20 protein-coding genes are annotated in these 23,688 nt (G+C 59.7%); 18 read left to right on the forward strand and 2 right to left on the reverse strand.

The annotated features are described in order from the left end of the window. Positions 1-13: 13 nt before the first annotated feature. The 6 genes from EGM87_RS14685 (at position 14) to EGM87_RS14710 (ending at position 6,450) form a co-directional block, all read left to right on the forward strand. Positions 14-1,816, forward strand: a complete 1,803-nt coding sequence (locus tag EGM87_RS14685; RefSeq protein WP_216614565.1) for an IucA/IucC family protein — start codon at positions 14-16, stop codon at positions 1,814-1,816. Continuing rightward, positions 1,813-3,045, forward strand: coding sequence for a type III PLP-dependent enzyme (locus EGM87_RS14690; protein WP_137710030.1), 1,233 nt, complete (start codon positions 1,813-1,815; stop codon positions 3,043-3,045). The genes EGM87_RS14685 and EGM87_RS14690 overlap by 4 nt, the downstream gene beginning before the upstream one ends. Then, the gene (locus EGM87_RS14695; protein WP_137710029.1) at positions 3,029-3,826 is read left to right on the forward strand and encodes an HpcH/HpaI aldolase family protein; all 798 of its coding nucleotides are present in this window, start codon (positions 3,029-3,031) and stop codon (positions 3,824-3,826) included. Before EGM87_RS14690 ends, EGM87_RS14695 begins: the two co-directional genes overlap by 17 nt. 268 nt (positions 3,827-4,094) lie before the next feature. Beyond that, the gene (gene bfr / locus EGM87_RS14700) at positions 4,095-4,574 is read left to right on the forward strand and encodes a bacterioferritin (RefSeq protein WP_137710028.1); all 480 of its coding nucleotides are present in this window, start codon (positions 4,095-4,097) and stop codon (positions 4,572-4,574) included. Positions 4,575-4,693: 119 nt separating this feature from the next. Next, positions 4,694-5,353, forward strand: a complete 660-nt coding sequence (locus EGM87_RS14705) for a cation efflux transmembrane domain-containing protein (protein ID WP_137710027.1) — start codon at positions 4,694-4,696, stop codon at positions 5,351-5,353. Positions 5,354-5,829: 476 nt separating this feature from the next. Next, positions 5,830-6,450, forward strand: a complete 621-nt coding sequence (locus tag EGM87_RS14710) for a hypothetical protein (RefSeq protein WP_137710026.1) — start codon at positions 5,830-5,832, stop codon at positions 6,448-6,450. Here the strand turns inward: EGM87_RS14710 and EGM87_RS14715 are convergent. After that, positions 6,443-7,636, reverse strand: a complete 1,194-nt coding sequence (locus EGM87_RS14715; protein ID WP_137710025.1) for a hypothetical protein — start codon at positions 7,634-7,636, stop codon at positions 6,443-6,445. The genes EGM87_RS14710 and EGM87_RS14715 overlap by 8 nt on opposite strands. A gap of 295 nt (positions 7,637-7,931) precedes the next feature. Here EGM87_RS14715 and EGM87_RS14720 point away from each other — a divergent pair, with 295 nt between their 5' ends. From EGM87_RS14720 to EGM87_RS14750, 7 genes are all read left to right on the forward strand, one after another. Further along, positions 7,932-8,567 (forward strand): TnsA endonuclease N-terminal domain-containing protein, encoded by a 636-nt coding sequence (locus EGM87_RS14720; protein WP_137710024.1) that lies wholly within the window; start codon positions 7,932-7,934, stop codon positions 8,565-8,567. A gap of 101 nt (positions 8,568-8,668) precedes the next feature. Next, complete coding sequence (locus tag EGM87_RS14725; protein WP_137710023.1) at positions 8,669-10,996, forward strand: TnsB C-terminal domain-containing protein; 2,328 nt, start codon at positions 8,669-8,671, stop codon at positions 10,994-10,996. Beyond that, entirely contained in the window at positions 10,993-12,111 is a 1,119-nt protein-coding gene (locus EGM87_RS14730; RefSeq protein WP_137710022.1) for a TniB family NTP-binding protein, read from the forward strand. Before EGM87_RS14725 ends, EGM87_RS14730 begins: the two co-directional genes overlap by 4 nt. A 3-nt stretch (positions 12,112-12,114) precedes the next feature. Further along, on the forward strand, positions 12,115-13,908 hold the full coding sequence (locus EGM87_RS14735) for a TniQ family protein (RefSeq protein ID WP_137710021.1): 1,794 nt from the start codon (positions 12,115-12,117) through the stop codon (positions 13,906-13,908). Between the two features lie 304 nt (positions 13,909-14,212). After that, positions 14,213-15,760 (forward strand): hypothetical protein, encoded by a 1,548-nt coding sequence (locus tag EGM87_RS14740; protein WP_253719088.1) that lies wholly within the window; start codon positions 14,213-14,215, stop codon positions 15,758-15,760. 156 nt (positions 15,761-15,916) lie between these two features. Then, the gene (locus tag EGM87_RS14745; RefSeq protein ID WP_044660594.1) at positions 15,917-16,480 is read left to right on the forward strand and encodes a DNA-3-methyladenine glycosylase I; all 564 of its coding nucleotides are present in this window, start codon (positions 15,917-15,919) and stop codon (positions 16,478-16,480) included. An 8-nt stretch (positions 16,481-16,488) separates the two neighbouring features. Further along, positions 16,489-16,995 carry a COG3650 family protein gene (locus tag EGM87_RS14750; RefSeq protein ID WP_137710445.1) on the forward strand — a complete coding sequence of 169 codons (507 nt, stop codon included), beginning with the start codon at positions 16,489-16,491 and terminating at the stop codon, positions 16,993-16,995. A gap of 328 nt (positions 16,996-17,323) precedes the next feature. Here the strand turns inward: EGM87_RS14750 and EGM87_RS14755 are convergent, their stop codons facing one another. Beyond that, positions 17,324-18,055 (reverse strand): hypothetical protein, encoded by a 732-nt coding sequence (locus EGM87_RS14755; protein ID WP_025551889.1) that lies wholly within the window; start codon positions 18,053-18,055, stop codon positions 17,324-17,326. Between the two features lie 229 nt (positions 18,056-18,284). On the opposite strand from EGM87_RS14755, the gene EGM87_RS14760 reads away from it, so the two are divergent. From EGM87_RS14760 to msrB, 5 genes are all read left to right on the forward strand, one after another. After that, positions 18,285-18,734, forward strand: a complete 450-nt coding sequence (locus tag EGM87_RS14760) for a DUF3576 domain-containing protein (protein ID WP_025160613.1) — start codon at positions 18,285-18,287, stop codon at positions 18,732-18,734. A gap of 114 nt (positions 18,735-18,848) precedes the next feature. Then, a complete protein-coding gene (gene leuS, locus EGM87_RS14765; protein WP_137710019.1) occupies positions 18,849-21,419 on the forward strand; it encodes a leucine--tRNA ligase in 2,571 nt (856 codons plus the stop codon). 99 nt (positions 21,420-21,518) lie between these two features. Then, positions 21,519-22,013 carry an LPS assembly lipoprotein LptE gene (lptE, locus tag EGM87_RS14770; RefSeq protein WP_103001246.1) on the forward strand — a complete coding sequence of 165 codons (495 nt, stop codon included), beginning with the start codon at positions 21,519-21,521 and terminating at the stop codon, positions 22,011-22,013. Then, positions 22,010-23,035, forward strand: coding sequence for a DNA polymerase III subunit delta (holA, locus tag EGM87_RS14775; protein ID WP_137710018.1), 1,026 nt, complete (start codon positions 22,010-22,012; stop codon positions 23,033-23,035). Before lptE ends, holA begins: the two co-directional genes overlap by 4 nt. Positions 23,036-23,132: 97 nt before the next feature. Beyond that, positions 23,133-23,537, forward strand: coding sequence for a peptide-methionine (R)-S-oxide reductase MsrB (gene msrB / locus EGM87_RS14780; protein WP_044662858.1), 405 nt, complete (start codon positions 23,133-23,135; stop codon positions 23,535-23,537). Positions 23,538-23,688 lie beyond the last annotated feature (151 nt).

Here is a 23,688-nt window from a genome sequence, read left to right on the forward strand (position 1 = left end):
ATTACTCATGCTAATGAACAATGTTCGCGCCGCAGCCGAGGTCGAAGATGCCGGCATCGATGCCGGCTGGCACAGTCTCGAAACGCTGCTCAACTGCTATTACAGGGAAGTGGCCGCGCCGGAAGGCCAGGCCATGTTCGGTTCGCCCTTTGGCCAGAATGACTGGCCGATGGCGCTCCGGTCGGCGAATGGTAGAGGTCGAATCTTCCAGCTGCACCTGCCGCATTCGCATGTTCGTCTGGTAGCTCAGGCCGATCCTCCGCTGCCGGCAGGCCGGCTTCGGCTGCGCTCGCCGCTCTATGCTCGTTTACCCGAAAAGCCATGGGCGTTGGTCGATTGGCGCGACGTCGCGACCTTGCTGATCCGCGAGCTGTCGCTGCGGGAAGGCGTGGCATTCAATGATGAGTTGCTGGTGCAGATCTGCGACAGCGTGGAAAATGTCACGGAGTTCCTGAGCGCAGCCCATCGGCGTTCCAGCAGTGACCAGCCACTGAAGCGTTACATCGAATCCGAGCAGGCGCTGGTACTAGGCCATGCCTTCCATCCTGCGCCGAAAAGCCGAATCGGTTTCGACGCGGGCGACCGCGCCCGCTATTCGCCAGAACTGCGCACGCATTTTCCTTTGCACTGGTTCGCCGTCCCACGTGAATTGCTGCGTCAATATTCTTTGCTCGCGCAAACGACCGATGCACTTATTAGCGAACACGTAGAGGGGTCGGTTACGGAAGACCGGGCGCTTGTCCCCGTGCATCCTTGGCAGGCCCGGCATATCCTCGGGCTTCCCGCCGTGCGTCAGGCCATGGCTGAGGGGCGAATTATGGACCTCGGGCCATCAGGCAGGGACTATATCCCGACCTCTTCGGTCCGTACGCTGTTCCATCCCTCTGCGCCCTTCTTCCTCAAGCTGTCGCTGCATGTTCGATTAACCAACTGCCTGCGCAAGAACGCGCATTACGAGCTTGAAGGGGCTGTCGAGGTCACGCGGCTGATGCGCGAGGTCATGCCCCGGCTGGCGATGTTCCCGAACCTGCGCGTTCTGGAGGAGCCGGCCTATCTTACCGTCGATCTTCCCGATGCCGGATCTTCCGCCCGGACGGACGTGCAGGAAGCTTTCGGGCTGATCCTGCGCGAGGGCGTGCAGGGTGTTGCCGGAGAGGGTATCACACCGATGGTTGCAGCCGCCCTGTTCGCGGACGATGCCGGGGGAATGCCGCGCGCCGGTGATCTATGCAGGGCTATCGCCAGGCGAGAACGCCTTTCCTATCCGGTGGTGGCCGAGACATGGTTCGATGCCTATGCCGAGGGCCTCATAGCCCCCGTTCTCCATGCACTCTTTGCCGAGGGCATTGTCTTCGAGCCGCACCTCCAGAACACGCTGATCGGGCTGCGCGATGGCTGGCCCGAGCGGATCGTGCTGCGCGATTTCGAAGGGGTAAAGCTCGTCACGGGCCGCTTTGACGCAAGCGACGTGGCGCTTGTCAGCCCGGCTGCCGGGCAGGCGCTTTGGTATGACGAAGAACGGGGCTGGAACCGCATCGCCTACTGCCTGTTCGTCAATCAGCTTGGAGAGGCCGTTGATCATCTGGCAGCGGGAGAAGCGGAGCTTTCTGCGAGGCTCTGGCGTCTCGTGCGTCACAAGGTCGAGCGGTATCAGTCGGTATACGGATCGCAGAAGTCTACCGAAAAGCTGGGTTCGCTGCTTTCTGGAGCGCCGTTACCCGCCAAGACCAACCTTCTGGTCCGTTTCACACGGCAGGCAGATCGCTTTGCGGCCTATGCGCCGCTCGACAATCCGCTGGTGGAGGGCGGCCGATGAGCCCTGAATGGGATCGAATTATCGCCGCCGCGCGCCGCGCCCAAGCGACCGCAGACGGGCCATGGTGCGGATACATCTATGACCTTGAAATCCTGAGGAAGCACGTAAGCCGGTTGGTCGCAACATTGCCCGCCAACTGCGATCTCTTCTACGCGATCAAGGCCAATTCCGATTACCCTATCCTCGATACCCTTGCACCGCTCGTCGCCGGTTTCGAAATCGCTTCAGGAGGGGAACTGGCTTGGGTGCGTACATGCTTTCCGCATTTGCCGGTCATTTTCGGCGGACCCGGCAAAACCGACGCAGAATTGGACCAGGCGCTAAAGGCAAGTCTTGAATATATCCATGTCGAGAGCATGGGGGAGTTAATGCGGCTGGGACTGCTGGCACGCCAACACGACCTTAGCCAGGCGATTCTGTTGCGCATCAACCTGCCGCTTGGACAAGCACACGATGTGCCGCTCGCCATGGGTGGCCGGGCAACGCCTTTCGGGATCGATGCGGCGCTTTTGCCGGAATGTCTGCAACTGCTTGAAAGCTTTCCCGAGCTGCGGCTGGAAGGTGTGCATTTCCACCTCATGTCGGGCCAGCTCGATGCGGCAGTCCATCTAGGTCTTCTCGAACATTATTTCAGAACCCTCGAAGGCTGGGAGCGCACGCATGGCCTTTCTGTGCGCCATGTCAACGTCGGGGGCGGCATCGGCGTCAACTACCGCAATCCCGGACAGCCATTCGACTGGCCGGGCTTCACCGACGGCCTGCATGAACTTATCGATCGCATGGATCTGTCGAAGTGGCGCATCCGCTTCGAAATAGGCCGATATCTCACCGCCAGCTGTGGCGCCTATGCGATGGAGGTGCTCGATATCAAGCGCTGCTTCGGACGCACATTCGTGGTCGGCCGGGGCGGGACGCATCATTTTCGCACGCCCTATGCGCAAGGCCACAGCCATCCCTTCTTCGTGCTGCCGATCGATCGCTGGTCACGCCCTTATCCGCGACTTGCAGCGAACGACGAACCCGTAACCGTCGTCGGACAGCTCTGCACCCCCAAGGACGTGCTCGCGACCGACATTTCCGTCGATCAGGTCCGTCTCGGCGACCTGCTGATCTTCACCCTTGCCGGGGCCTATGCATGGCACATCTCACATCATGATTTCCTCAGACATCCCCACCCGGAACAGATTTTCCTTAGCATACAGGAGTGCCTGAATGTTGCGGCCGAATAAGCTGAAACGCGCGCTGGACGCCGGCACGCCGGTATTCGGTCTCATCAATTCCATTGCGGCGCCGCTCCTCGTGGAAATGATCGGTTATGCCGGATATGACTTCGTCATCATCGACCTTGAACACACATGCATGAATTTCGAAACGGTCGAACATGCATTGCGTGCAGCTGAATGCGCCGGGGTAACGGCGCTGGTCCGGGTGCCCGGTCCCGATGCACAGGTCATCTTGCGCGTCCTCGACGCCGGCGCCCAAGGAGTTGCCATCCCGCATGTGAGTAGCGCCGAGGAAGCAAGGCTCGCGGTCTCCGCCAGCCGCTATCATCCGCTGGGAAGTCGCGGCATTTCGGGTGGGCGCACGACGGGGTTCGGCACGCTTGGCCTCAAAGACTATTTCTCGCTGGCCAACGATGAAATCCTCGTCGCCGTGATGATCGAGGACCGCGCCGGTGTTGACGCCATTGATGACATTTTGGCCGTTCCCGGCATTAATCTCGTCATTGAGGGGGCGGTGGATTTGTCCCAGTCCCTTGGTGTGCCAGGGGAGCCATTGCATGTTGATGTTCAGGCTGCCCTCCAGCATGTCGCCGGTCGCAGCCGAACCGCCGGGGTGCCGTTCTGCGCTGTCCCGCGCGCTGATGGCCAGATTACGGATTGGCATCAACAAGGCGTGACCGCATTCCTCATAGGCGACGATCGCGGTATCGCCTTTCGTGCTCTGAAGTCCCATCTCGGCGACTGGCGAAACAAATCCGCACCGCCTGCGACGCCGGGCGCACTTTGAGGTCCTGCCTATCATCAATACTCTGCGTCAATTGATGTTGTCGGAGGAGAAGACGTCGCCTTATGCGAACCCACCGGACAGAGACCTCACCGTCGGTGTGGCAACGGACGGTTGTCTCTTGGGGGCCTGAATCCTGCTTTGTATTGCTCGGTATTGCGTATCCAGAACCCTGAACACGAAGATCCCCACCCAGCGCGCATCCTCCCGGGCTTGTTGGTCATTTTCGGCCCGTTATGATATGGTGCGGCCTCTCCAACAGGAGGTCGTCATGAAGGGCGAAGCCAAGGTAGTCCAATATTTGAACGACGTGCTCAAGAATGAGCTTACCTCGATCAATCAATATTTTCTCCACTACCGTATGCTCGACCATTGGGGCGTCAAGCGTCTCGCCAAATTCGAATATGAAGAATCAATCGAAGAAATGAAGCATGCCGACAGGCTTGCCGAACGGATACTGTTCTTGGATGGCTTGCCCAATTTTCAGGCGCTCGGCCGCCTCAAAATCGGCGAATCTATTGAAGAGGTCCTTCGGGCGGATCTTGAGCTGGAAAAGGAGGCGTTGCCTCTCCTCAAGAAGGCGGTCGCGCATTGCGAGAAGGCGCACGATTATGTCAGTCGCGACCTGTTCTCTTCAATCCTTGAGAGTGAGGAGGAACATGTCGACTCCCTCGAACGCCAGTTCGACATGATCGAACGGATGGGTGTGGAGAACTACATTCAGCTCCAGTCGCAGCCTACAGAAGAATGAGGCGCCTTTGGGTTTCATGTGTGAAAAACATTTCCTCTCTCGGACCGGCATCTTTGCTTGACCCCATAGTTGCTACAAGGTGCATATAGAAGATCGACTCAAAAAGCGCGAGAGCAATCATGGTCTGTTCTAGTTGTGCAGCCGATAAAGCCGCCCCTAATAAAAATAGTCTCACCTGGCAGCGAGCGCTCTGCATCGCGCTTACCATCAATGTCATCATGTTCGCCGCCGAACTGGTTGCGGGCATCTTGGGTGGTTCCAGGGCGTTACAGGCCGATGCGCTCGATTTTCTCGGGGACGCCGCCAATTATGCGATCAGTCTGGGTGTCACCGGGCTGGCGCTGGCTTGGCGTGCCCGCGCGGCGTTGGTGAAAGGCGCGACCATCTTCGGCTTTGGCCTTTATGTGCTGCTGAGCGCACTCTGGGCATTGACGCGCGGAACCGTTCCCCATGCTGAGGTGATGGGCGCAATAGGGTTCGTTGCCCTCCTCGCCAATGCTGGTGTCGCGCTGATGCTCTATCGCTTCCGCGACGGTGACGCGAACATGCGCTCGGTCTGGATCTGTTCGCGCAACAACGCAATCGGAAACGTCGCGGTCCTCTTCGCGGCGTTGGGCGTTTTCGGCACCGGTTCCGGTCTGCCCGACATCATCGTCGCTGCCATCATGGCGGGGTTGGCGCTGTGGGGCGGTGCGCAGATACTTCGGCACGCGATCGATGAATTGCGTTCCTCTGAGACGACCTCAGAGCATCTTTCCTTCACATGGGCTGGTGAATAGCTGTAGGGATCAACGGTGGCGGACGACTCCGGTCGATCGCAATCTCTTCGTTCCGATCCAAACACCGCTGACAGAGATTGTCAGACCTGGAAGAGAGAAAATGCATCGCAGGGCATTCCACGACGGCCGGTGGTGGTGAGAATGTTCAAATCCCATTTGTGCAGCATATCGAAAAGCCAGCGATAGAGGCGGCCGCGTGCATCGACGGAGCCGAATAATACTATGGTTTATGGTTCGCGGGTCGAGATGTACCATGTTCGCGCCGGGTCGTTGAACATGATCCGCAGTGAGGGAAGTCCGTCAGCTCATCGGCACTGTACCAGTAAGCTCATCGATGTTGGCGACGATGCCGCGCTGCTCCCCAAGGGAGGCAGAGCGGCCAGCATATTCTTCATTCCACCCAATAACGAATTATAAACTCAATATCTATAGTCGATATAGATATTGAGTTTATAAACATCGTAAGGAGAAGAAGAGTGCATGCGTTAGCGAAGGTAAATCAGGGTGACCTGCCCGCATTGCTGGACACGCTCACGGTCGCCGTGACCACGCTAGACGCGGTAGGCGTCGAGAATTACCGAGAGCTATATCTCTATGTGATGGGGACGACTGGGGAGGAGGTTGTACGGGATTTGAGGGTAGAAGACGGGCATCTGATCGTCGGTCCACCCGCTGACGGATCGACCCATTTCGTCTTCCGAGACCGCGACTTCGAAAGCGACCGCCGCGCTCTCCTGCTCGCTGAACTCGGCAACATCATGCGGATCTGGAAATGGCCGCCAAAAACGATGGCGTCATATCTGCGCTGCTCGGAGGCGATGTTGTCAACGTGGATCGGCCGATCGATCTATACGGAGGTGCCCGTCCTACCACAGGCCGTCATCGTGCGGATCAAACGTCTGTCGATCATTGACCGGTCCCGCTTTCTCTCTGGCGTGTCGGACCAGGACATGCCCCGTTGGCTTTCCAGCAAAAGGGCCAGTTTTGGCCGACGGTCCATCGAACAGCTCATTCAGATCGAAGACGAAAGCGCGAGCTTCATCCAGCTGGTCCTGTGGAGTCTTAACAGTCGGCAGAACACGACTGCTATTAACTAACTGAAGCGTCTAGAAAGTCGAACTTCAAATGGAAGATTTCTGCGCCCGGGGGAATCCGTTTATCATTTAAACCTCGCAGCCCGCGTTCGATTAGCTTTTGCAGTTCATCGAAGCTGATGAGCGCATCCTTGCCGGGATTGAACACAAGGTCATTCAGATATTTTCTGGAAGAGAAATTCACGTTACCGATCGATGATCCAATCAGGCCGATGATTGTCTCCCCGAAGTTAAGCCGCTGCGATCGTCGAATGTTGGCGTGGTGGAAGTTCTTTGCCATTCGAGACATCAGTTGGGGCCAACCCGAGCTTCCGCCCGCTTCGAAAATCAGCCGAGGTTTTACAACCAAGGGAAGCCTCGCCGCTTGTTCGGATCTCCTCTGCACGTCCCGCAGTACGGCCTCAAACTGAAGTGGTCCAGGGGCGCCAAATGATAGGTGAACACCACAAATGGATGACGTGAAAAGATCGATAGCGAATGTCACGATCGGCGCAATGGGTCCGCCTTCGGTTGCCACGAAGACCTGCAATCCGATGTGGTCGACGGCGACGACCTCGCCATAGCCTGTGGCAGTTTCGAATGCCCCCTGAGGGATAGTGGAATTGACCAAAACGAGGCCGCCTGAGACGTTAGTCAGTTCCTCGATCGCGTGGGCAATATTCTTGCGGAGCGTCATGTGGCTGGGGATAGGCTTGTTGAGCGGCCACTGCTCCTGGACCGCCTTCATGATATCCTTAGGCGCCCGCATACCATCTGTCGCAACCGCCTTCATGATAAGCTTGCCCAAAACATCGGACACATCCTGGTCCAGCTTTGGTCGCCGCGCGGCACCGGGCTTTCCGTAGGGAAGAAGGTCAAACACGCTACGACTCCGCTTCCACTGACGGCGGATGCGGTAAAATTGGCCCGTGGTGACACCTAGACGCTGGGCGGCATTCTCCGCCTCCAGGTCACCAGGGCTTTCATGACGCTCATAGTCAAGCATGACCTCCAGCCGCTGCAAAGCGACCTGGCGACGTGAAAGCGGCAGCATCAACCACGTTGGATCGTCCTCAAAAACCGTCTCTTCGTACATCCCGTTGAGCCGAAGGCCCTCCTTCCGAAACCGCTCATACCATGCTGCCGAATAGGCGACTTTTGTGCCGCGCCCAAATGGCTGACCGAAAAATATAGAATTATAGCTAGACACGCAACTTTCTACTTTCTTATATATATACCAACTTACGCAACTATGGGGGATCAAAAGTGCGGAGAAGCAGTGAGTTCTGGCGGAGATTTGGGAAAATCGAGCTGACATCCCTCAGCCGCGAGCCGACCAAATTGGTTGGTGGGATGTCTCGGGCGGCTATGGGCAATGGCTGTGCATTCAGGTCACGCATGTCGAAGCGATCTCACATGGTGTGGATTGCGTTCTCGCTACCTGGCCGTTCGACGGCCTCAAATGGGTCCGGACTGCGTCCGACCTGGCTGTTTAGGATTCGCTGATGCCTCCTGTCCGCCGCCCCGCAAAGCGACGTGCTTCTTCCTGCACGACCGGTGTGCTACCGCTTGTCGACAATGACGCCGATCCGCTCGCATTTGAAGGTCGCCTTGATCTGGACTTTCAGAGGATCATGGCGGTTGCCCCACACGTGCAGCGTTATGTGGAGCAACCCGAGACCTTTCGCCTGCTGATAGAAGGCCGGGTCAGGCGCTATACGCCTGACGGACTCGCTTACACCAGTTTCGGGCGGCTCTATTTCGAAGTGAAGCCAGAACGCAAATTGGCGCGGTCACCTGACCTCGACGGCAAGCTGGCGAGCATCGTGGAGGAGTGCGCCAGACGTGGCGCCGGCTTCAGCATCGTCACCGAGTCCGATATTCGCGTTGGGAATCTGCTGAGCAATTCGACAGCGGTATGGTCTGCCGCCCAGGATTCTGACCCACACGAAGTGCAGCGTGCCTGCCGCCTGCTTCGATCGGTCGCTTTTCCAGCCACGATGAGGGACATCGGCCTTATGTTCGGACCGAGGCGCTGGTCTCTCGCAAAGGCCCTCATCGGACTTCGCTATCTGGCGACGGACCTTTCGAAACCTTTCTCTGATGACACCGTAATCACGCGGGGAGGTCGCGACTGGTGACCAAATTTGCGCCTCTGCACCGATGTAGCCGCTTTGGCTACCCGTTTTCACGCTGTCTCCTTCCAAGGCGGCAGGTCGCCCCCGGAGGCGAGGCCTAAGCTATGCCGGTGAAGATTTTCCGCCTTCAGCGGGGCGATTCGATCGCTCTGAAGAATGGCGATGGTTCAAGTTCGCTATGGCGTGTGCTTCGCCGCGTACGCGATGGATATTGGCTCGCCTCGCAGCGGGGCGACCCCGACCGCCTGTGGAAGCATGAAGAGATTTACGCGCTTTATGTTGCCGGCGAAACCGAGATCTGGCCCTGTAATCTTGCAGCGCTTGATCCAGGTCTGGCGGAGATGCTGCAGTCAGACCTTGAGAGCTGGCCCCCACGCAAGATCTTCGAAGCGAAATGCCGCGAGGAGTATGTCCGTCGCGCAGACGTCCTCCGTGCGAGAGGCGTTTCTGCCAAGATAGCTTATCGCCGCGCAGCAAAGACCGTGCTGCGGGCACATGGCACGGAATGGGCTCGTCAGGCGGAACGGATCGATGCCGCCGAGAAGGCGCTGGCCAGCCGGAAGCGGCGGAAAGCCATTTCGACCGCCTTAGCATCCGTCCCCGCGATAGCGCCGTACAAGCTGAGCGAATATTCCGTCCGCAATTGGTTCATTCAGTGGGAGAAGGGCGGCAGGGACCTACGCGCGTTGATCGCCCAGGATCACAGGCGTGGCGACCATAGGCGTAGGAAGATCTGCAAGCTCGACGAGCAGACCGACGACAATATGCCGCTCTGCGTCTACGGTGCAATGGCATGGGTCGGGCGTTCGGTTTGGATGCAGATTCCGCGCGTTCCCAAATCCTACGCCTATAAGCGATTGAGCGAGCTCTGTTCAGAAAAGGGATTCGAAACAGTCTCAAACACGACATTCTACAGCTTTCTTAACTCGCATTTTTCCGAATTTGAAGAATATCGCGCGCGCTACGGTCCCCGTAAAGCGTATCTGAAATATCATATTTTTGAGCGGCGATCTCTGCCCGACCGGGCATTGGAGGAGGTCGAGGTCGATCACTGCCTGCTCGATGTCTTTGTGACCGATGAGCAGGGACGCAAGGCGCGTCCATGGTTGACCGTCCTGATATGTCGGGCGACCAAGATGATCCTTGGCATCCATCTGTCGTTCGAGGTGCCCAGCTACGCGACGCTCTCGAGGGCCATCATCCATGCGATGGCACCTAAGGATCTGAGCGGAATGCCCGATATCAAGAATGACTGGCCGTGCCATGGTGTGTTCGACATGCTCATCACGGATCGCGGCCTTGAGTTTCTCTCGGAGAGCTTCCAGCGCGCGGGGCGCGACCTCAAGTTCGCCATTGTCAATTTGCCTGGCAGAATGCCCCATTTGAAAGCGACCGTTGAGCGATTTTTCGGCGGCCTCGGCGTTCGGGTTCTGACCCATATGGAGGGCACGACCCTGTCGCGGACAGATCAATATTATGATCCGCAGGCGCGGGCAAAATTCTCCCTGGCTGAGCTTACCGCCAAGATCGTGAAGTGGATTGTCGACGACTATCATTATGCCGAGCATGGCACATTGGGCATGGCACCCGTCAACCGCTGGAAGCAACTCGTAGAAGATGATGAGATAAATGGCGGTATCCGGCCGGTTGGCAGCTTCAGCCGACTCGTGATGCTGATGGGCGAGCGCGTCCGCCGCAAGATTTCCAACGTCGGCATTCATTTCGAGAACAATATCTATGCGTCGGTCGAACTCGAGGCATTGCGTAAGCGTCGCAATGGGCTGGAAAAGGAAGTGGAAATCCTTGCGGATCCCACTGATCGGGGGCACCTCTGGGTGCTGGACACGGTGGAGAAACGGTGGATCGTCGTTCCCGCCGTCAACCGGCGCATATCGAAAGGCCTCAACAAATTTGCCTCTCGCATTGTCATGCGCATGGCCCGCAAGATCGCCGGCAGGGGCCAGGAAATAACCGACAACATCATGCTTGATGCGCGCGAGCGATGCGAAACCGAAGCACTAACAGCACACAATCGGAGCGCACTACGCTTTTGTTCAGATGGGGCGATGGCGACCAACCTCATTGGCAATAACGGTATTTTAGCCGTTCTAGCAGGTCCGATGGACGCGGCGCATCGCGAGGATAACGACCAAGGCGTACTCTTCCCCGATTTGGTTGAGTTGCCCCCGCGCGATGCTCATCCGACAGAGGCCACGTGCGAGCCAGTCGGCCCCGCCAGGGATACATCTGCAAGCGCACGACCGGCGGAGCAGCCTGTGCCGACGACGCAGAATCACAAGATGGCAGCAGATGATCTTGGCGTCACTACCGAAGGCGGCGAGGCTCAGGAGCAAAGGGCCGAATCAAAGGGCATGGGCGCATTGCGGTTACTTATAGGTCGCCGTTCAGAAGGGATGAGTACAATCAGATGACTTTCGCGCTTTACCAGTTCGCTGATGAGATGGAGGCTGTGGCAGAGCTCGAGCTCACCATTGTCGCCCATGCGCAACTCACCGTCATCGTCGAGGCCTTCGCCAAATTGCAGGCGCGTGCCCGCGTCAGGAAGAATCAGCGGCGTCTGAAGGCGCGTGGGCTCCTGCTGATGGGCAAGGCGGGCGCGGGAAAATCGACGGTCATCGAACTCTGCGAGGAGTTGAACCCCGAGGTCTCGACAAAAGATGGCCTCGTCAAACGAGTGCTCGTTGTGGAGGTTCCGGCGACGCCTACCAAAAGAGCCCTGGTTGCAGCGATCTTAGGAAAGATGGGTTATTTGGCGAGCAAGGATGTCAACTCCTATGACATCATCGAGGAGATTGCGGCGAAGGCGACACTCCTGGGCGTGGAAATGATTATCTTGGACGAGGCCCATCACATCCTTGATGCCAAGGACTCGCAGGATATCTCCGAGTTTCTCAAGTCGCTGCTCAACAAGGCTGGGTGCGGTATCGTCTTCGCCGGCCTCCCAGACCTACATGCGCTGAGAACATCTTCGCAGTTCGACCGCCGCCTCGAGCCGGATATCAACCTTCGCGCTTATGATTGGACGAATAAGGCAGAGCGGCTCGAGTTTCTGGTGCTGCTCAACAAACTGGAGACGGATTGCATCCATCTCCCCGAGCCCTCGAACTTCGCGGACCAGAGCTTTGCGCGGCGCCTCTACGCCGCCACGAGAGGCGAAATCGGGCTCGTCACCAAATATCTGAGCCAGGCTCTGCTGCTCGCGAAACGTCGGAAGCTTCCTCGGATTGACCTGAGTCTTCTCGCGGAGGTTGATGCAGCCTGGCATCCGGCGGTCTTGACAGCAGATGAGGTGGGCTTCGATCAGGATCTTGATCTTGAAAACGATCCGGATTTGGAATCCCTTATTTTGGATGCCAGGAAGGTCGTCATCGACAAGGAGAACAATCCCTTCGTCTGCACCCCTCGACGACTATCGTTCATTTGGCAGGAGCGTGTACAGCGGCCAGATCGATATGTCGCAGCGAATAAGCGGACCGGTAGACGGGCGCGCGGGACTGGCCCTGATAGACCGAAGGCATTCGGGTAAGTCATGAACAGATTGCCACTGCGCCTGCGCCCTCGCCCGGAAGAACCTGGCCATGGTATCCTTATGCGTCTGGGTGCCCGAAACGGCTATGAATCAACGCGCCGATTCGCGGCGTCGATCGGGATCGATTTCCGCAAGGCGCTGGCGGGCTCGAATGCGTCTCATCTGGCTTCTATGGCTGGATTGGAACCGGAGTTCGTTGATCATTTCTCGCCGAAGATGATTTTACCGGGCCGCAGGGTTGCGCTATCTGGGCACGAATTTGAGCTCGGCGATTGGAGCACGCGCGACCGTCGCTATTGTCCGGCTTGCCATGCGCTCGATTTCGAGGAGGCGCATCGCCTACGCCTTCAACCAGCATGGTATTTGTCGCATCGCTCGATTTGGGACGTCCGCCCGATATCTGCCTGCCCGGTTCATCGAATCCAACTCAGCAATCATTGCCATCGCTGCGGCGAGAACCTCGGATGGCAAACAACCAGCGTTCTCCAGTGCGCTCATTGCCGAGCTGACCTGTTAAGCGCCCCCTGCGTTTCTATGGACGATCCCGTTGGGGATTATGTAACGCGCCGATTGAAGGGGCAGCCGTGCGGCAACGATGTACTGGATCGATTGTCGCTATCGAGCGCAATGCACCTATGCGAGCGCCTTGGTCAGATCGAGGCTGTGGGAGCAGTTCATACCTTGCCGCGACAGAGCCCGGATATGATCCTACGTGCACGCACCGTGGGTTTCAGAATGACTTCCGAGTTTCAACGGTCGGTGTTCTCCGCGCTGGATGCAGTAATTCGGAACGGCGAGGGATCGCATGGACTGCACAGCGCATATGGCTGGATCTATGGCGAGTGGCTTGCCCACTCTGAGCAATCCAACGATCAAGTCCGCGCTATCCTGTTTGATCATGCCGTGTGTAACGGCGTGATTTCCCGGGAAGAACCTCGCCTAGGCAACAGGCCGCGTAAGACCATTACCATGACGCAAGCTGCGCGGCGAATGGGCATGAGTTACAAACGAGCGCGCGCAACGGCGGCGGAGGCAGGCATCGTGCCCCAAGGTTCGCGACGCAGCGTCGCTTTTACGATGGACGCCGGGGCGGTTGCGAATCTGAAGGCGGTCGCGCGAGCCAAGACGCCCATGCGGGAAGCAGCGAGACTACTTGAAACGGGAAAAGCGCAAGTTGCAGATCTTCTTGAGGCAGGCCTTCTCCATCGGAGCGCTGGCGGAGCCGTTAACTCTGCCTCCATAACTCAGCTTCTCAACGGGCTCATCAATCATTGCTGCGCCGGATCTGATCCCGAGGAACTGATAAGCATGGCGGTCGCAGCACGCAACGCCGCAGTTCCTTTGTGGCGGATCATCCGTGCTGCTCGGGACGGCGTAATCCCATACTGGCAGATTTCTGGGAGCGGACTCTCGCAGTTTGGTGTTCAACTGCGTGATGTGATCATGCTGCGTGCCGCACCACGCACCCTGAGCGTCGAAGCAGCCGCGCGTCGGATCGGGGTCCATCATGATTGTGCGCGAGCGATGGCACGATGCGGCACAATCGCCGTTGATGGTGGCCTCCTGACCAACAAGGGCATCGCGCGGTTTGAGCGCGAATATGTGGTGGGAGCGGCATTAGCACGCGATATTGGTCGGTCTCCTCGCGCTCTACATCGTCAACTCTTGGAGGCTGGGGTCCACCCCGCATTCGATCTAAAAACGCATCGTCAAGCAATATACCGTCGATTGGATGTTTCACGCCTGGGGCTTTTCCGAATAATTCCCGTTAGAGTAGAAGATGAAGACAACTGATCGAGACGTTTGGTCCCTCTCTGATAAAGTAACGCTGCTTCCAAGGTCAGTACGTCCTCGGCCACACGAACCCGCTGAATCAATGTTGTGGCGGCTGGCTTTGGCGAATGGGGAGAGCAGCGTCCGTCGTTTGCTCGCAGCGACGCCGAATTTCTCACTTCGGGGAAATTATAAGTTCAGGATCATGTCTCGGTACGTACCGATTACCGCCCGACTGATTGGAGTGCCTGAATGCGAGATCCAAAGCTCAACCCCAATCAGAGATCCTTCTGCAATCAAACTCTATGACCACGAATTCAGGATCATGCCTGCCGTGGCGAGGACCAGGGTTTGTTTAGGCTGCCTTCGCGACGACCATGAGGCCTTTGATGGTCCTCTGGATTCACGGCCTTACCGGCGGAATTGGTGGATCATCCCCAATATCAGCAGTTGCCCATATCATGCGCTGCCGCTGCTGGATGCATGCCCTAACTGCCAATCGGCATTCAACCCCCTTCAGTCCCCGATCAGATGTAACTGCAATCCTCACTTTGATCTTCGCCAATTTGCCCAGGTCCGTCTCGATGAGGAGGCGCTCGACCATGACCGATGGCTGTTAGGCCGTATTGGTGTTGGCGAAAAGGTAGCGCACGAACTCCTGGACAGCATGTCACCTGACACCGCGTCGCGACTGTGCTTCATAGTGGGGGCGTCGTCTAAGAAAAATTGTTTAATAATAAAGCGCAATATTACATCGAAGATGGCCGCAGAATTTAACAATGCAGGCTGGACCATTCTCAATGATTGGCCTAAAAATTTCCACGCGGCCCTAGATGGAATTGTATTTTCCCGTAAGCAAGATGGACCCAAGAACGTAAGCAAAGGAGGATTATACCAACCACTCGTGCGCTATCTTTGGGATGAGCGTGGAACAGATGAATTAGAGGTAATTAGACAGTATATTCGCGATCACGCACGGCAACATTTAGCCGTAACGCCTAATACTCGAATATTGGGGAAAGCTGTTGGTCCAGGTAGGCTAACCACGCTGCGGGCGACTGTGGAGGATACTGGTGTTGGAGTTCCGCATGCGGAAGAAATCTGCAAGGAACTGGGTATTTCGCTCGATCAGGACAATCCGCGTGGTTCCCTAATCACACGTGCGGATGCCGCAAGAATCGAGAAATACTGCTCTCAGGTTATACCACGCTCTGCGCTGGCCGGTTTGCTGGGATGCTCCAGCGAAACTATCGCGAAACTGATTGATAATGGAACGCTCAGAGTACGTCTGAAAAGAGAATTCGACGTTTTGATATGGCGTGACGAAGTAGATCAGCTTTCTGAGTTCCTGGAGATTCCAGAGCGCAAACCAAATCCTTCAGAAGCATGTATTCAGCACATTTTGACTATAGTAAGATGCGAGTTCTACGAAATGATGGTTGCAGCGTTAAAAGGATCCATAAAGCCCGTCTGCCGAACCCGAAACAAATATGGGTGGAGAGGGTTTTGCTTCAGTATTAAGGAGGCATATTCTGCGACATTAGCGGTCACCGGCATGGAAAAGTTACATTCAATCTTGAAAAGATATGGGTGGCAGAGCCGCACAATCGCTCATCTGAGACGTCTGGGATATCTCGACAAGAATGACGCAGCAATGCTGATCGACCCTGCGACGGTTGCGGATTTTGCCGCACGTTATGTGTGGATGAAGGAAATGTTCGAGTGGGAAGGCGCGCCAGTAACAAGAAGCGCTATCCGAAGGCGATTGGCGGAACGAGGAATCAAACCCATTTTTGCAAGGCTTCCCAGTGTGACCACCTTCTGGCCTCGGGCAGAGGCGGAGTGGGCTTTACGGGAGTCTAGAATGGGTTGACGATTCATCTCGAAAAACGGTCCACTCAATTGGTTCGCAAATTTAGTTCGGTCCACCTAATTGGTTTTCGAGGACAGGGAATTGACTCTCAAAAAGTTGGGAAAATGGCGGAATCGCGTTATCTCAGGAACAGCTAATCGGTTTGGTCCAGATCCGATGGAGCGGGTCCGTTGCGGTTGGGCTGGATCGGACCCGCTTTATTGCGCCTATCACGACAGCGAATGGGGCGTTCCGGAACGCGATCCGCGGATGCTCTGGGAAACGCTGATGCTGGAGGGCTTTCAGGCCGGCCTCAGCTGGATTACCATATTGCGCAAGCGGGAGACGTTCCGCGCCGCCTTTGCGGGGTTCGATCCGGACAAGGTTGCGCGCTTCGACGGGGCCGATGTCGAACGTTTGATGGGCGACCCCGGCATCATCCGGGCGCGGGCGAAGATCGAAGCGACGATCGGGGGCGCGCGGATTTTCTGCGATATGCGGGAACGGGGCGAGGATTTCTCCGCCTATGTGTGGAATTTCGTCGGGGGCGAGCCGATCCGGAACGATGGCCTGACCTTCCCGGCCAGAACCGACCTTTCGGAAGAGATTTCCCGAGACCTCAAGAAGCGCGGCTTCAAATTTGTGGGCCCCACCATCGTCTATGCATGGATGCAGGCGATCGGGATGGTGAACGATCATGCGGTGGATTGCTTCCGGCGCGATGAGGTCGGCAAGGCGTGAGACGATTCCTGCCGCTGGTCCTGTGTGCGCTGGCGGGGTGTGGCGGCGACGGGATGCCCTCTGCCAACGGCGCGCAGCCTCACGCCTCCGCGCCGATCGGGACGCCGGACCCAGCGCCAGGCCAAGGCCCTGAAAATATTTCGAAACTGGTTCCACGTGGAACAGAGGCGCGTGGAACGGAGGAGAGCCCGCCGGTCAGCTCTCCCGGCGTTAAGCATGCTGTGGACGATGGTTATCGGGCGATCGGGACCGAGCCTTTCTGGGCCGTGACGGTAAAGGGATCGACCGCCGTGCTGGAGCGCCCGGACAGGGCGCCCGTCCGCTACGCCATATCCCGGAACGACGACAGGCGGGCTGTCCGTTTCCTCGGCGAGGGCTTTTCAATGACCGTAACCGAAGGGCCGTGCAGCGACGGCATGAGCGATGCGGTCTGGTCCGACCGCGTGGCGGTGGCCTTTGGCGAGGGAACGCTGAACGGCTGCGGCGGCTTGCGGGACGATCAGGGCGAACCGTAGAGCCAATCGACATTCAGAAGATGACGAGCCGAGCCGAAGGCCACCGAAGGTAAAATGGTGGTTTTCCGTGACCCGGAGCGCAGCCTACTCAAGGTAGGTGAGCACCGGAAGCACGGAAAAGCGTCATTTGCAGGCCGTCAGGGCTGAATGTCGATTGGCTCTAAAGCCCCCGGTTGCCGGGCGACACAGGGCGCTCAGGTCTTTCTGCCGGATGGAGGCTGGACATGCTCCCGCCCCAAACCATGGTTCGGCCTGGACGGGACAAACGCTGGACAAGACCGAAGCCGAGGCAGGCATGATGCCGCTCAACCTCGTTCCTCAAACCGTTTTAGAATTTGAAGATCGTGCCCAGATAGACGGCCTGCGCATCCTGCCGGTCGTCGGTCATCGGCGTCAGGCGTCCGGCAAAGCTGTTATTATAGCGAATGCCCGCGGTGACGTTCAGATTGCGCGTCAGCGAATAGGAACTGGCCAGATCCAGCGAATAATCCTTGTCCGCGCTGGGGTTGCGGATCGTCGCGGCCGGCTCGCGGCGGCTCTCGATCAGCACCTTGGTGCTGAAACGGTCCTTGCGGCCCTGATCCAGCGAGAAATTCCTGGCGCCCGCCATCGGCTCGACGGCGACCGGGTCCAGTTCCTTGCGGCCCACCGCTTCAGGCAGGGCGAACTTGCGCCAGTTATGCGCGCTGTTCAGGCTGAAGGCGACGGGCGCGATGCTCACCGGGTCCAGCGTCCGGCTGATCGCGACGCGATCGTTCAGGTCGGCGGCGCGCACCATGACGGTGACCGAGCGCTGACCGCTCAGCGACCCGCTGGTCGGGGTGAAGCGGAAATTCTGGCGACTCGCGGACGCGGCGATCTTCGCATAGGCCGCCGCCAGGCGCGGGTCCTTGGTCGTCGGCGTGAAGGAGGAGATGCTGCCCAGCGCACCCAGCGAAACCGGCGTTTCGGCGCGCATGCGGACAAGGTCGGTGGCCGCCCCGATGGCAGGGGACAGCATGAAGCCGGCCACGGCGACCGCCGAGCCTGCCAACGCTATATGTCCCCTTTTCAGGCGCATGTTCCGAATCTCTTCCCCGCCGACTACTTTTCTATGGTCCTTCATATACGCAAGGCTCTGGAATTGGTAGAGCGCCGCCGGTTTTTTGTCGGAGCTGTTGCACGGAACACACAGGACTCGCCCCGGTTGCACGGCGGGTCGTCGTCGCGCCGTCCCGGAGTCCCCCTTGCCCATTGCAGCCGGTCCTCTATAGAAGCGGGGCGTTTACTCGTTTGATGGGACAATAATGATGGTCCGCCGCCTTTCTTCGCGCCTTTCCGCCGGTCTGCTGCTGGCTGCACTTCTGCCGCTCGCCGCCTGCGGGGGCGGCGCCAAGGACCGCCCGAAGGCGGATCTCGCCGCATCGAAGGTGACGACCATCGGCGTCAACGCCTATCTGTGGCGCGCCAGCCTCGACACCCTGTCCTTCATGCCCATGGTCCAGACGGATTCGAACGGCGGCGTGATCGTCACCGACTGGTACGCCAATCCGAACAGCCCCAATGAGCGGATGAAGCTGACCGTATCGATCCTCGACCAGGATCTGCGCGCCGACGCGCTGCGCGTCGCCGCCAGCCGCCAGGTCAGCCAGGGCGGCCAGTGGGTCGATGTGCCGGTGCAGGCCGCGACCGTGCAGAAACTGGAAGAGATCATCCTGACCAAGGCCCGCGACCTGCGCCGCATGGCGATTGCGGGCTGATCGCGGCATCGATTTCCGTTCGCCCTGAGCCTGTCGAAGGGCCATATGTTCTTGAAGAGTAGTGCAGGGCTTCGACAGGCTCGGCCCGAACGGCACTTGAGTTAAGGATTATCCATGCAAAGGCGCTTCAACCCGCTTGAGGCCGATGCCCGCTGGCAGGCCGTCTGGGACGAGAAGCAGACGTTCAAGGCGTCCGACAGCAGCGACAAGCCGCGCAGCTATGTGCTGGAGATGTTTCCCTATCCCTCCGGGCGCATCCATATCGGCCATGTCCGCAACTATTCGATGGGCGACGTGCTGGCGCGCTTCCGCCGGATGACCGGGCATGAGGTGCTGCACCCGATGGGCTGGGACGCATTCGGCATGCCCGCCGAAAACGCCGCGATGGAGAAGAAGGTGCATCCCGGCGCCTGGACCCGCTCCAACATCGCGACGATGCGCGCGCAACTCAAGAAGCTGGGTTTCGCGCTGGACTGGAGCCGGGAACTGGCGACCTGCGAGCCGGGCTATTACGGCCATGAACAGGCGCTGTTCCTGGACATGCTGGAAGCGGGCCTGGTCTATCGCAAGGAATCGGCGGTCAACTGGGACCCTGTCGACATGACCGTGCTGGCGAACGAGCAGGTGATCGACGGCAGGGGCTGGCGATCCGGCGCGCCGGTCGAAAAGCGCAAGCTGTCCCAGTGGTTCCTCAAGATCACCCAGTTCGCGGACGATCTGCTGGCGGGCCTGAAGACGCTCGACCAGTGGCCGGACAAGGTGAAGCTGATGCAGGAAAACTGGATCGGCAAGTCAGTCGGCCTGCAATTCCGCTTCAGGCTGGACGCGCCGGTCGGCGGAATCGGTGAGCTGGAGGTCTTCTCCACCCGCCCCGACACGATTTTCGGCGCCAGCTTCGCGGCCATCGCCGCCGATCATCCGATTGCGCTCGCCCTGGCGGAAAAGGATGCGGCGCTCGCCGCCTTCGCGGAGGAATGCCGCCAGACCGGCACCGCCGCCGCCGAGATCGAGACCCAGGAAAAGAAGGGTTATGACACCGGCCGGTCGGTGATCCACCCCTTCACCGGTCGCAAGCTGCCCTTGTTCGTCGCGAACTTCGTGCTGATGGACTATGGCACCGGCGCCGTCATGGCGGTTCCGGGCCATGACCAGCGCGACCTCGACTTCGCGCGCAAATATATGCTGCCGGTCGAACGCGTCGTCGCCGCCGAAGGCGACGAAGCCAAGGGCATTGGCGACGAGGCCTATGTTGGCCCCGGCAGGCTGGTGAATTCCGACTTCCTCAATGGCCTGGGCGTCGAGGAGGCGAAGGCGCAAGTCATCCGCCGCGCCGAAGAGGGCGGCTGGGGCACCGGCACCACCGTGTTCCGCCTGCGCGACTGGGGCGTATCGCGCCAGCGCTATTGGGGCACGCCGATCCCCGTCATCCACTGCGAGGATTGCGGTCCCGTGGGCGTGCCCAAGGACCGGCTTCCCGTGGTCCTGCCCGAAGACGTCAGCTTCGACATTCCCGGCAATCCGCTGGACCGGCATCCGACCTGGAAGCATGTCGACTGCCCGAAATGCGGCAAGGCGGCGCGGCGCGAGACCGACACGCTGGACACCTTCGCGGATTCAAGCTGGTATTTCATCCGCTTCGCCAGCCAGCCCAAGGACAGGCCGTTCGACCGGGAAACCGTCGAGAAATGGCTGCCCGTCGGCCAATATATCGGCGGCGTGGAACATGCGATCCTGCACCTGCTCTACGCCCGTTTCTGGACCCGCGCGCTCCGGCATATGGGCCAGATCGGCTTTGCCGAACCGTTCACCGGCCTCTTCACCCAGGGCATGGTGACGCATGAGACCTACAAGGCGGCTGTCCCTCTCCCGGTTCCTGCCGATTATGATGGCTCGCAGCCGGAAATGCATGCTGCCGAGATTTGGGTTTCGCCTGGTGAGGTCGAACGCCGGGATGGCAAATGCTTCCTTGTCGGCACCGACAGCGAAGTCACCGTCGGCCGCGTCGAGAAAATGTCCAAGTCCAAGAAGAATGTCGTCGATCCGGACGACATCATCGCCCAATATGGCGCGGACGCGGTGCGCTGGTTCATGCTGTCCGACAGCCCGCCGGAGCGCGACCTGCCCTGGACAGAGGCGGGCATCGAAGGCTCCTGGCGCTTCGTCAACCGCCTGTGGCGGCTGTTCGGGGAAGCCGACAGGGCGGCAGAGGGGCAGGACAAGACGCTCGACCGCAAGCTGCACCAGACCATCGACGGCGTGGCGAAGGACATTGAGGCGCTGTCCTTCAACAAGGCGGTGGCGAAGATCTACGAACTCACCAATGCAGTCGAAAAGGCCAAGCCCTCGGCCAGCCGCAGCGCGGCGATCCGGGCGCTGGCTTTGCTGGTCGCGCCCATGACCCCCCATCTGGCCGAAGAGGCCTGGGCCGACATGGGTGAGGAAGGTCTGATCGCGGACGCGGCCTGGCCGGCGGTCGATCCGGCATTGCTGGTCGAGGATGAAGTCACCATCGCCTGCCAGGTGATGGGCAAGCTGCGCGACACCATCACCGTTCCCAAGGGCACTTCCAGGGACGAGCTGGAACGTCTGGCGCTCGCCGCGCCCAATGTGGTGCGGACGCTGGACGGCGCGACGCCCAGGAAGGTGATCGTGGTGCCGGATCGTCTGGTGAATTTGGTTATCTGACAACATCCGTTCGGGCTGAGCCTGTCGAAGCCCTTTACTTCTCTTTGGGGAAGAACGGCCCTTCGACAAGCTCAGGGCGAACGGTTAAGGGTAGGTCTTATGAAGCTCTGGCCATTGCTCTTCGTCGCCCTGTCCCTCTCCGCCTGCGGCCTGCGCCCGGTCTATGGCGGGGGCGGCCACGGCCCGGTCGCGCAGGCGCTGGGCAATGTCGAGGTGCAGCCGATAGAGGGCAAGGGCGGCTGGCTGGTGCGCAATGCGCTGAACGACCGGCTGGCGGCGATGAGCGGCACCGGACCCGGTTACAAGCTGGTGGTGAAGCTGGACGACAATATCAGCGGCTTCGGTCTGCGCTCCGACGCCGCCGTCACGCGCGAGCGGCGGACCCTGCGGGCGCGCTATCAGCTTATCGACGGCGCAACCGGCGCGCAGATTCTGGACGATACCGCCGGATCGGACGTCGGCATCGACGTGGTCTCCAGCGAATATGCGACCATCGCGGCCGAAGACACCGCCCTGGAACGCCTGTCGCAGACCATTGCCGACCAGATCGTCGCGCGGCTCGCCCGTTTCGCGGCGCGGGACAGATCCCGTTGAAGGCCAATCGCGGCCAGATCGAAAAGGCGCTCGACGCGCCGCCTGCCGACTGCCGCTTCTTCCTGCTCTACGGACCCGACGAAGCGGGCAGCACGGCGCTCGCCAAGCGGCTGGAGCGCGCCATGGGGCCGGAAGCGGAGCGGGTCGACCTGGACGGACCGACGCTGCGCGACGATCCGGCGCGGCTGGCGGATGAAGCGGCGTCCTTCTCCATGTTCGGGGACAAGCGCTGGATTCGCGTCACCGGCATGGGGGAGGAATCGCTGCCCGCCCTCAACGCCCTGCTGGAGGCGGAGGCGGCGGGCAATCCCGTCATCGCCATAGCGGGCGCGCTCAAGGGCACGTCGAAGCTGCTCAAGCTCGCGCTCGACCACAAGGAGACCATGGCCTTCATATCCTACCAGCCCGACGCGCGGGAGGCGGAGCAGATCGCCATCGCCATCGCGCGGGAAGGGGGACTGCGCCTTTCGCCCGAACTGGGCCGCCGCATCGCCGATCTTGCCAATGGCGACCGCACGCTGATGGCCGGGGAGGTGGAGAAGCTGATTCTCTATCTCGACGCCGCGCCGGACCGCCCGCGCGAAGCGACGGAGGAGGCGCTGGACGCCCTTTCCGCCGACAATCCCGACAGCGACGCCGCGCCGCTGGTGAATGCCGTGCTGGGCGGCGACCTGCGCGGCATGCACCGCGAACTGGGGCGGCTGGCGGAGGCGGGAACGGCGATGGCGGCGGTGCTGCGCCCGCTGCTGGCCCGCGCCATGCTGCTCGCCAATATCCGCACCGATTTCGATGACAGCGGCCGGCTGGAAGGCGCGGTCGAGGCGGCGGGCAAGCAGGTCTTCTGGAAGGAAAAGGGCATCGTCACCCGGCAGGTCCGCATCTGGGACGCGCCCGGCATCGCCCGCGTCATCCACAGGCTCGCTCAGGCGGAGCGCGCCAGCCGGTCGGGCAGGGGGCTGGGCGACCTGATGGTCCGGCACGAACTGCTCGCCATCGCCCGCCAGGCGGCGCGGGAGCGATAGAGGTTTCTCCCGGACCCCGCCGCCTGCGCGGGAGCGCCGTTACCCGGATCATGCTAACCGCTTGATCGCACGCCCGCCCACCGCCATATTGCCGGGCATGGACAAGCTCAACCTGACCGACGCCGAATGGCGCGAGCGCCTTTCCCCCGAACAATATCATATTCTGCGGGAGGGCGGCACGGAACGGGCCTTCACCGGCAAATATAACAGCAACAAGGCCGATGGCCGCTATTTCTGCGCGGGCTGCGGCGCCGAACTGTTCGATGCGGACGAAAAATATGACAGCGGATCGGGCTGGCCCAGCTTCACCGCGCCGGTCGACATCGATGCGGTCGATGAAATCCGCGACACCAGCCATGGCATGATCCGCACCGAAGTCCGCTGTTCGAATTGCGGCGGGCATCTGGGCCATGTCTTCCCCGACGGTCCGGGCGTCAACGGCCTGCGCTATTGCATGAACAGCGCGTCGCTCGATTTCAAGCCGCGCGACGAAGGCGAATGATCGTTCATCGCCGGTAAAGCGTCGCTTCCCTTGAGGATGACGGGCGATTTCGGCAGAGGCGAAATCGCGCATGACGGAGAAACTCCGGCTTTTTTGCGCGGCCTGCACGGCTTTTCCACTGGCCGCCTTTTCGTTTAGCGCATATCCGGGC

This window comes from Sphingobium sp. RSMS, assembly GCF_005406185.4.
Lineage (GTDB): Bacteria > Pseudomonadota > Alphaproteobacteria > Sphingomonadales > Sphingomonadaceae > Sphingobium > Sphingobium fuliginis.